This is a genomic window from Anabaena sp. UHCC 0451 (genome assembly GCF_034931405.1).
Classification (GTDB): domain Bacteria; phylum Cyanobacteriota; class Cyanobacteriia; order Cyanobacteriales; family Nostocaceae; genus RDYJ01.
This window is the reverse complement of the sequence record NZ_JAYGHA010000003.1, coordinates 201,789-210,540: the sequence shown is the minus strand read 5'-3', so window position 1 is coordinate 210,540 and position 8,752 is coordinate 201,789. Positions and strand designations below refer to the sequence as shown.

9 protein-coding genes are annotated in these 8,752 nt (G+C 38.8%); 3 read left to right on the top strand and 6 right to left on the bottom strand.

Going from position 1 to position 8,752, the window contains the following annotated elements; genetic code table 11:
- Positions 1 to 28 precede the first annotated feature (28 nt).
- Positions 29 to 937 carry a cation diffusion facilitator family transporter gene (locus tag VB694_RS03815; RefSeq protein WP_323358984.1) on the bottom strand — a complete coding sequence of 303 codons (909 nt, stop codon included), beginning with the start codon at positions 935 to 937 and terminating at the stop codon, positions 29 to 31.
- Positions 938 to 1,279: 342 nt separating this feature from the next.
- Here VB694_RS03815 and VB694_RS03810 point away from each other — a divergent pair, with 342 nt between their 5' ends.
- Positions 1,280 to 1,633 carry a hypothetical protein gene (locus VB694_RS03810; protein WP_323358983.1) on the top strand — a complete coding sequence of 118 codons (354 nt, stop codon included), beginning with the start codon at positions 1,280 to 1,282 and terminating at the stop codon, positions 1,631 to 1,633.
- A 375-nt stretch (positions 1,634 to 2,008) separates the two neighbouring features.
- Here VB694_RS03810 and VB694_RS03805 read toward each other — a convergent pair whose 3' ends face one another.
- From VB694_RS03805 to VB694_RS03795, 3 genes are all read right to left on the bottom strand, one after another.
- Entirely contained in the window at positions 2,009 to 2,245 is a 237-nt protein-coding gene (locus VB694_RS03805; protein WP_323358982.1) for a DUF4327 family protein, read from the bottom strand.
- Between the two features lie 825 nt (positions 2,246 to 3,070).
- Positions 3,071 to 3,469 carry a 30S ribosome-binding factor RbfA gene (rbfA, locus tag VB694_RS03800; protein WP_323358981.1) on the bottom strand — a complete coding sequence of 133 codons (399 nt, stop codon included), beginning with the start codon at positions 3,467 to 3,469 and terminating at the stop codon, positions 3,071 to 3,073.
- Between the two features lie 115 nt (positions 3,470 to 3,584).
- Entirely contained in the window at positions 3,585 to 3,791 is a 207-nt protein-coding gene (locus VB694_RS03795; protein WP_323358980.1) for a DUF751 family protein, read from the bottom strand.
- Positions 3,792 to 3,943: 152 nt separating this feature from the next.
- Between VB694_RS03795 and VB694_RS03790 the strand changes: the two genes are divergently transcribed.
- Entirely contained in the window at positions 3,944 to 4,771 is an 828-nt protein-coding gene (locus VB694_RS03790) for a DNA adenine methylase (RefSeq protein ID WP_323358979.1), read from the top strand.
- Between the two features lie 171 nt (positions 4,772 to 4,942).
- On the opposite strand, the gene VB694_RS03785 is transcribed toward VB694_RS03790, so the two are convergent.
- Together VB694_RS03785 and VB694_RS03780 are read right to left on the bottom strand one after the other, a co-directional pair.
- Complete coding sequence (locus tag VB694_RS03785) at positions 4,943 to 6,163, bottom strand: HetZ-related protein (RefSeq protein WP_323358978.1); 1,221 nt, start codon at positions 6,161 to 6,163, stop codon at positions 4,943 to 4,945.
- Positions 6,164 to 6,535: 372 nt separating this feature from the next.
- Positions 6,536 to 7,195 (bottom strand): L-threonylcarbamoyladenylate synthase, encoded by a 660-nt coding sequence (locus VB694_RS03780; RefSeq protein ID WP_323358977.1) that lies wholly within the window; start codon positions 7,193 to 7,195, stop codon positions 6,536 to 6,538.
- A 132-nt stretch (positions 7,196 to 7,327) separates the two neighbouring features.
- Here VB694_RS03780 and larC point away from each other — a divergent pair, with 132 nt between their 5' ends.
- Positions 7,328 to 8,602: a nickel pincer cofactor biosynthesis protein LarC gene (larC, locus tag VB694_RS03775; RefSeq protein WP_323358976.1), complete on the top strand. Its 1,275-nt coding sequence runs from the start codon at positions 7,328 to 7,330 to the stop codon at positions 8,600 to 8,602.
- The last annotated feature ends 150 nt before the right edge of the window (positions 8,603 to 8,752 follow it).

The following is an 8,752-nucleotide window of genomic DNA, read 5'->3' as shown; positions in this document are numbered from 1 at the left end:
TTCTTTTGTAATTGAGGTAAATGAAAAATTATGATGTTGCTTCATTTTCAAAGCTAATACTTTCAGACTTGTATGCTGGTGGTTCAACGTGAATAATAATCCTGACTGGACTAAACTTTGCTTCTAAGTAACTTTCTACTTCTTCGGTAATTCGGTGAGCAGTTTCTACATCTGGTGCATCTACTATTAAGTGCATTTCAATGAAAACTTGGCGGCCGAGAACACCACGAGAAGCAATATCATGGCAATTGATTACACCCGGTACAGAAACGGCGATCGCATGAATAGTTTCAGGAGCGATCGCCATCTGATCTACCAACCAAGGTAAATTCTCTTTTAAAACCGACCACCCACTCCAAAATACTAACAAAGCCACCGGAAAAGCTAACACCACATCTAACCATTGAAAATTTAGCCACCAAATCCCAATCAACCCCGCAAGCACGGAGATAGTCACCCATACATCACTCATCGTATGTGTAGCATCAGCAATTAAAATTGAACTACCTACCCGCTTACCCACACCACGCTCATAAAACGCGACAAAAATATTTACCCCTAGCACAATTAATAATATCCACAACTCAGAAGTCGAAACTTTTACAAGTGAACCACCTTTAAAAATTCGTTCTATAGCCCCTTGGAGAATTTCAAAACAGGCTATCCCTAAAAAAGCAGCTATTCCCAAAGCACCCACAGCTTCAAATTTATGGTGTCCGTAGGGATGCTCCCGATCCGGTAGTGGTGAAGAAAATCTACTGGCAATTAATCCTAAAACATTGTTGGCACTATCTGTCACACTATGTAATGCGTCAGCGAACAGGCTTAAAGAACCTGTCGAATAACCCACAAAGGCTTTTAATCCCATGACGAATAAATTGAGCAAAAGGGTAATAATTAAAACCTTTCGCACTTCGGCGCGGTTGTCGTAAGTCATAAAAAATTTATCAAAAGATGTTCTATGACTTCTACTGTAAAACATCAAGGACAAATAAATACGAATTAAATGTATAAAAGTCTTACATAGTCAGGAATAAGTCTCTCGATAATCTCTAATTTTTTGCCAATTTATTGAGATTTATTTTAACTAAAATCAGTGATAATCCCAATTTATTTAGAAAAGATCACAATCATCAAGCTCCTATCCCCTTTTTCCATCAGAGATTAAGGATCTTGTTGTGGTAAAAGAAAACTCTTAATAGAAATTATCAATTATGAATTCATTTCTCCCCATCCGGTAAGATATTTAGTTACCAAGAAGTTTTAATCAAAAAGCACTATGTCTTCTACCCCTATGACACTGAACCTGGGTGATGGTTCTGTTTCTTTCAGTTTTTCAGCCCCAGCAGCACGAGAATTAAAGGCAGCAATAGATCAATTAATGCTGAGTCTTAAAGCTGTGGCCGCTAAACCCACCCCAATTACTGGTAAAGTCACTCCCCAACCTCCTTTGGAGTATCGCTACACTGGGGATATCTTTTTAGAAATTTTCTGCAACCCCAATATTTGGCCTACCCCTTTTGCAGCTAAAGTGCTGTTGACTATCCGCAATGTCGGTATTCGCTTAACTACAGAAGCTGAACTGACTCGCATGATTGAGGATATTAACCAATATTTAGAACAAGTGGGGTAAATGAATTGACTATGACCACATAATTACTAATTCGTCCAGAAGGAAATAGGGAAACATCTTCTTATAACTCCTGACTTCTGGAGTCTTCCCAAAAAATATACTTGTCCAAAGTTATGAACTCTGGACAAGCATAAATAAAATAATGACTACTTATTCAAAATCACGATCATCTGGCGTAGGCCATTGTCAATATCGCTTACTGGAAAAGTAGTATAAATTCAGACTGTAGTTATTCTGTGTTCATAGGTAATAAAAGATGATGGATCAGGAAATATTAGCCAAAATTTCAGAGATTAACTCTCAAATCTGACGTTTAATATTTCTGCTCAAATCCACACATCAAAAATCAACATCCAATCCAAAACAAACTCTTGATTAGTCGTTCTCCCATTCTTCACGACCAATTAGATCTCCAATGCGATCGCGCAGCAAAAAGTCACATTTTTCCAATTCACATTCAACGCAAACCCACTCTCTAGCTGGAATGTATTGGCAAAGTGTATATATTGGTTGTTGACGGCTCAACATTCCCCTTTGCACCAGTTGACGTGCTTCGTCCTGGATGACGTTCAGAGAGTAGTAATTGATAGAAGGCACCGTATTCACACTCATTGTTTTTACTCACAAATTTACATTTAGATAGTATTCCCAATATTAATTAGGAACAAAGATGGCAATAATTAGACCTGTGGCTAGGTTTTGTAGTTTGCTATACGGAACTATTATCATTTTGACGCTACATATCTGTAAATTATCTAAAGAAATGTTAAGTTTGTCAAGGAAAGATAACATTAATCCTCACTCCGGTTCAAATTGTGAATCCCAAGGGCGTTAACTGTTGGTTAACGGGAATAACTTGTGGGTACTAATTAATTAACAGGTTTAACACTTTTATATCTATATATCTATAGTTACAGTTTCATCTAGTATTTTCTAATGGTTTGTATAAGAAAAATTAGCCACTCAATCATCACTGTTAAGACTTTTCTCTCTATAATGTGATTAATTTCGCCAAAAAACAAGCAAGTAGTTTTACGCCTAAAATAGGGTATAAAAAACTCAAGTTATACCAAATTAAAAAAGCATGGTGTCACCATGGCTAAATTACACCACTAATTTTTATAGCCACCATCTGTTAATAATTTTTTAATCTGTCATCCTAGTATTTCATAAAAATTGCCATATTTTATACAGCAAGTAATAATCCAACTACTTAACAACTTATCATATCATTCCAGAAAATAAATATTATACTCGGTCTAAAAATAATGTAGTAGCTTTAAACTTGAAACCCTTATAAAATAGCCTTTTCCAATTTAAAATTAAAAATTTGAATTTTTAATTAGCATAATTATATACTTGTTAGCTGTAGAGGTTTAGCATTGTACCTTACCTCTACGCCATTTCGTGTTGTAGAACAGGTTAAGTTAAAGTTAACTATTGGGGAAAATCTTCCTCATCTTCTTCGGTGCTTTCTGGTGGACGATCTTGCTGGAGTTGGTTTAATAAACTCAGCACTTTAGTACCTCGTTCGAGAGAGATATCTTCAACAAAGATGACTTCTGGCGTGCGTCGCAGTCTAACCCTAGCACCTAGTTCACTGCGGACATAACCAGTGGCTGACTTTAAACCCGCCATTGTTTCAGCCTTAGCTTCCTGGGTTCCATAAATGCTGACGAAGATTTTAGCGTGTTGCAAATCACCAGAAACATCTACGTCAGTGACACTGACCATTCCCGTACCCACACGGTCATCCTTAATACCGTTGACCAACATTTGGCTAATTTCCCGTTTAATTAATTCAGCAACGCGGGAAACGCGGCGATTTGTAGCCATATAAATTCCGCCTTCTCACAGAGGTTGTACGATATGATATAGATGCAAATTCAGGAAAATATTTGTAGAATTAACAGCAATTATCCTGATGGCTAAACCCTAGAAAAGTTCTGGTTTAGATTGTACTCAAGCCTAGCATTGCCCGGAGAGTGAGCGTCAGAAAGAACAGACTACCCGCAAATAAACCTACAAGGGCTATTAAGGTGACTGGGCGTTTTAATAGTGGTCTTAATGGCTCAAAGGTATTCAGAAAAAGACCTAAGACAATAGTAATCAAGTACCGAGGGTAGCGAAATACGTTATCCCAAAATCCGTCAAACATTTGAATATAGACTGCCTTGTTATAAACTGTAGTTTGTTTTCAGGTGCTTATTTAACTTAATTGTAATCTATAGGGTAGAAAATCGCTCAATTCATATAAAATATGATTCGTTAGTTATTAAGCAGCTGAGTTTTAGTTTAATCATACAATAAATGATAAGTCAAATCTCTAAGGAAACTAAGCCACGTCCTTTTTTGAAGTGGGCGGGGGGTAAAAGTAGGTTAATTCCGCAATATCAACAATATTTTCCCAAAAATTTCCAGACTTACTATGAACCCTTTTTAGGTGGAGGGGCAGTTTTTTTTCATCTGCAACCACCGAAAGCCATTTTAACAGATATTAATGCTGATTTAATTATTACTTATCGCTGTGTTAGAGATAGTGTTGAAGAATTAATTACTCGATTAAAAGAACACAAACAACAACATGATCGAGATTATTATTATGATGTACGTTCCTATCCCGAAGGCACGAATTTAGAAAAAGCGGCTCGGTTTATTTATTTGAATAAAACTTGTTTTAATGGTCTTTATCGAGTCAATTCTCAAGGAAAATTTAACGTGCCATTGGGTAGATATCAAAATCCTGGTATTTGTCAAGAAGATATCTTAAGAGTTGCATCAAAAGCACTTGCTACAGCAGACATTCAAAACGCAGATTTTACAGAAGTTTTGAATTATGCAACAAATAGTAATGATTTTGTGTTTTTTGATCCCCCCTATCATCCTCTGAGTGTAACAAGCAATTTTACAGCTTATAGTAAATATTTATTTGGGGAAGAACAGCAAAAACAATTAAGAGATGTATTTGTGGAATTAGCAGAACGCGGAGTGAAAGTGATGCTTTCTAATTCTGATTGTGATTTTATTCGTGAGATTTATAGTAGTTTCAAGATTCATACCATATCAGCCGCCAGGTCAATTAATGCCAATGCTAAAAAGCGTGGTAATATTAATGAGGTTTTAGTAACTTCTTATTAGATGATGAAAGATTTTAAGACGAAAACAATTTTTAATTTAATTTTTAATTTAGATAACTACTTCTCTAATTCTCCCGTGATTGGGGGAGAAATAGAGGAGATTGTTATGTTGTAAGAACAGGTGTATGAGGTTGTAAGGTATTCAGATAAATTTAGCAATTTCACCTTAGCGTCAGCTGGTTTTAACTTCAGCATGACCATTGCGGATAGCCCAGGCTATTTCTAGCATTTGAGTCCAGCGTTTTTGTAGCTGTTTGGGGGTACATTGTACAGCTTTAGCGATCGCCTGATCATTTTCCATCGCAGTTTTTAACTTAAAGATTTGTTGTTGTTGTTCAGTCAACTGATTCCAGAAAGTATCCCACTGCTGAGAAGATAAACCCAACTTATGTTCTAAACCAGCACCTAACCATTGATGTACTAATTGCCAATGGTGTTGTTTAGCAAACTTCTCGACGTGATATTTAAAGCGTTGTTGTAAATAATCGCGCTGACGACTAGTTAAACCTAAAATTTGGTCAATTTCCGGCGCTGAAAGGTCTTGGAGTTTCAGAGATAGATAATTCATACAGTCAGACTGACCTTGAGACTCCAGATATTTCATCAACTCAGTAATTACGCGATCGCGTTCCGACTCTTCAGAAGGATCAAAACCAGGTTTAGCGACCATTTGTGAGCGAATTTGCTGCACCGCTAAATTCCGCTGATAAGATTCTGCCTCTTCAGTCTTAGCCGAATCCACAGCCATCTCAATATCTACAGTCGTTTCCTGGGGTTGACGACGAGCAAAACCTTGAGCGCGTAACACAATTAACTGTTGATTCGCACCACCAGGTAAATTAATCCGGCGTTTAGCATACTGTTCTGTAAACGCCATATACTCAGCTAATTGTAGTTGAGTACGAGGTGTGTAATCTTCAGGTAATTCATTTTCCCGACGAAAAGCTTTAATGGCTTCAATATAAAAAGCTTGGAGAAAATCTTCAATCAGATTGTAGCGAGCTTCAAAACCTAATTCCGAACCAGCAACAGTAACGTGGCGATAAACAATAGCACCTAAACTGCTATGCAACTCCACCCGTCCTTGTCTTGAACCCAATTGATAGTAACGCAGGCACTTTTGTAACCGATGTCTTGCTAAAGTAATCTGCCAAGACCTTACTTCCCCAGAAGTTTGGATGCGGGAGCTTTTATCACATATCCGTTCTACTTCTTTGGTAATGCGTTTTGCTACAGCTTGCACACAGCCAGTAGAAGCTTTTGCTTGAGTCTGCATTTCCTGACAAAGCAGTTGTTCTAAAGTATCAGAACTAGTGTCTGATAAATCTTCGATGGGAACGTTACTATCAAAAGCAGGTGTAGAATTTGGCAGATTGACGAGGTTAGCTTTCATGACTTTTCCTGGAATTGGTATTGCACCTTAACTAAAATGCAGACACAGTGCTTAAAGACAGTCATCACTGGAGAATTTGGCTGGCATAAATCCATCAAGGTTCGCAGCAGAAACTGTTCACATATAAGACTGTAGGAAATTTCAGAAGTTAAGGAGCCTATCAAGTGTGTCGCTTTTTTGATCAGCAACTAAATCATAGATGAGATATCGGTATTGAGAAGGAACTGCAATTAATCCAAATCCTAGCAATGCCAAGATTGACCGCCATCCCTTTTTCCGTGATCCCAGCGTCTGTGAGTATGACAATTTCAAAATTGGAGTATGTTTATCACAATTTGCGTAACAGAGGGTTGTATCTGTAAAACTTAATTATTATACCCAAGCTGCTGCTGCTTCCCAACCTAACCCCCTCCGTGTAATAACTGGTTCTTCATCCGTCAAGTCTAAAATAGTAGAAACATGATACGTAGGTTCTTCACCTGTATCAATAATGATATCCACCAAGTTATCTAAACGGTCAAATAGCTCTACCCGTGACAGAATAGATTCAGAATCTATTCCCAGTATTTCATCATCTGTGTCATTTGGTGGTAAATGTGCCGAAGTGGAAATAATTGGATTTCCTAACGCTTCCAGCAATGCCAAACATACATTGTGATCTGGCACTCTAATTCCTGTAGTTTTTCGCTTGGGACTTTGCACCAGTCGCGGTACTAACTTGGTAGCAGGTAGCAAAAAAGTGTAGGGACCTGGTATCAAACGCTTCATAATCCGATAGGCTGTATCACTTACGAAGGCATAAGTTGCCACATTAGAAAGAGAAGGACATAAAAAGGTCAGTGGTTTATCATTTGCTAACTGCTTTATTTGCCGCACTCTTTCCACCGCCGACTTGGCATTCAAATCACAACCAATTGCATAGACTGTATCAGTAGGGTAGAGCATGATAGCGCCACTAGACAGCGCCAACTTTATATCATCTATACGGCGGTTTTGAGGATTATCAGGATGAATTGCAAAAATCTTGGCCATGACTGGGGATTGGGGACTGGGGATTGGTGACAGGTGATTGGTGACAGGTGATTGGGGACTGGTGACTGGGGACTGGTAATGTGAATAGTATTACCATTACCAATTACCAATTACCCATTACCCAAATAATTTATGAATAAAATTGCTTATTTTCAATGTCCAACGGGAATTTCTGGTGATATGTGTCTGGGTGCTTTAGTAAGTCTGGGTGTTCCCCTAGAGTATTTAGTGGAAAAACTCAATACTTTAGGCATTGAGCATGAATACCAATTACGGGCAGAACTTGTCCACAGGCAAACTCAGCAAGCAACTAAAATTCACGTCGATTTAGTACATCACCACCATGATCATGAACATTCTCATCATCATGGCCGTCATCTACCAGAAATAGAGGAGATGATTCTCAAAGCCAAGTTACCAACAAGGGCGGAAGCTTGGAGTTTAGAGGTATTCCGCCAGTTAGCAGTGGCAGAAGGGGCAGTACATGGCATTGAACCGGAAAAAGTTCATTTTCATGAAGTGGGTGCTGTAGACGCGATTGTGGATATTGTCGGTACTTGCTTGGGTTTAGATTGGTTGGGTATCGACAGCAATCACGAGGAATTACCCTTTATATACTGCTCACCGTTTCCAACTGGTGGGGGAACTGTTCGCGCTGCACACGGACAGATGGCAGTACCAGTACCCGCAGTATTGAAATTGTGGGAAATGCGGAGTTGTCCAGTTTATAGCAACGGCATTGAAAAAGAACTGGTGACACCCACAGGGGCAGCGATCGCCACTACTTTAGCTAGAAGTTTTGGTTCACCACCGCCAATTACCCTCAAACAAGTGGGACTAGGAGCAGGTTCTCTCGATTTACCCATCCCCAATATACTACGGCTGTGGCTCGGTGAAAGTGCAAATGAAAACACAAAGATTCCTGATTTTGCCGATACTAGCCCCAATTTAGCAACAATTTCTGTCTTAGAAACCCAAATTGATGATTTAAATCCTCAAGCTATCGGCTATGTCTTTGATGCTTTATTTGCTGCTGGTGCGGTGGATGTCTTTACCCAAGCTATCGGGATGAAAAAATCACGCCCTGGGTTTTTATTAACTGTTATTTGTCATCCAGAAGATTTAGTCAGGTGTGAGGATATTTTATTTCGTGAAACCACAACTTTAGGAATTCGTCGCACTACTGGACAACGCAGCATTTTACAACGGGAAATTCAACAAGTGGAAACCCCTTATGGCAAAGTGAGTATTAAAGTAGCCTGGAAAGGAGAAGCAACAGAGAAAATAATTACTAACGTACAGCCAGAATATGAAGATTGTGCAGACTTAGCACGAAAACATAATATTCCCTGGCGGGAAATTCAACGTTTGGTGCTACATAATTGGTATTTACAACATCAACAATAAAATAGGGCAGGTGTTAATTCTGCCCCAAGAGACTTGCAAATCAAAAAATCAAAAACTCCTGACTCCTGTCCGGGCTTATCCCTGACGGGACTGGAAGCATCAGCATTTAGTGCAAGGGCGAAGCATTCGGCGTAAGGGCGAAGCATTCGG

What these genes read in the sequence shown, in the direction of transcription:
- VB694_RS03815 (WP_323358984.1), bottom strand. Translation starts at nt 937, where the DNA reads ATGACTTACGACAACCGCGCCGAAGTGCGAAAGGTTTTAATTATTACC.
- VB694_RS03810 (WP_323358983.1), top strand. Translation starts at nt 1,280, where the DNA reads ATGTCTTCTACCCCTATGACACTGAACCTGGGTGATGGTTCTGTTTCT.
- VB694_RS03805 (WP_323358982.1), bottom strand. Translation starts at nt 2,245, where the DNA reads ATGAGTGTGAATACGGTGCCTTCTATCAATTACTACTCTCTGAACGTC.
- rbfA (WP_323358981.1), bottom strand. Translation starts at nt 3,469, where the DNA reads ATGGCTACAAATCGCCGCGTTTCCCGCGTTGCTGAATTAATTAAACGG.
- VB694_RS03795 (WP_323358980.1), bottom strand. Translation starts at nt 3,791, where the DNA reads ATGTTTGACGGATTTTGGGATAACGTATTTCGCTACCCTCGGTACTTG.
- VB694_RS03790 (WP_323358979.1), top strand. Translation starts at nt 3,944, where the DNA reads ATGATAAGTCAAATCTCTAAGGAAACTAAGCCACGTCCTTTTTTGAAG.
- VB694_RS03785 (WP_323358978.1), bottom strand. Translation starts at nt 6,163, where the DNA reads ATGAAAGCTAACCTCGTCAATCTGCCAAATTCTACACCTGCTTTTGAT.
- VB694_RS03780 (WP_323358977.1), bottom strand. Translation starts at nt 7,195, where the DNA reads ATGGCCAAGATTTTTGCAATTCATCCTGATAATCCTCAAAACCGCCGT.
- larC (WP_323358976.1), top strand. Translation starts at nt 7,328, where the DNA reads ATGAATAAAATTGCTTATTTTCAATGTCCAACGGGAATTTCTGGTGAT.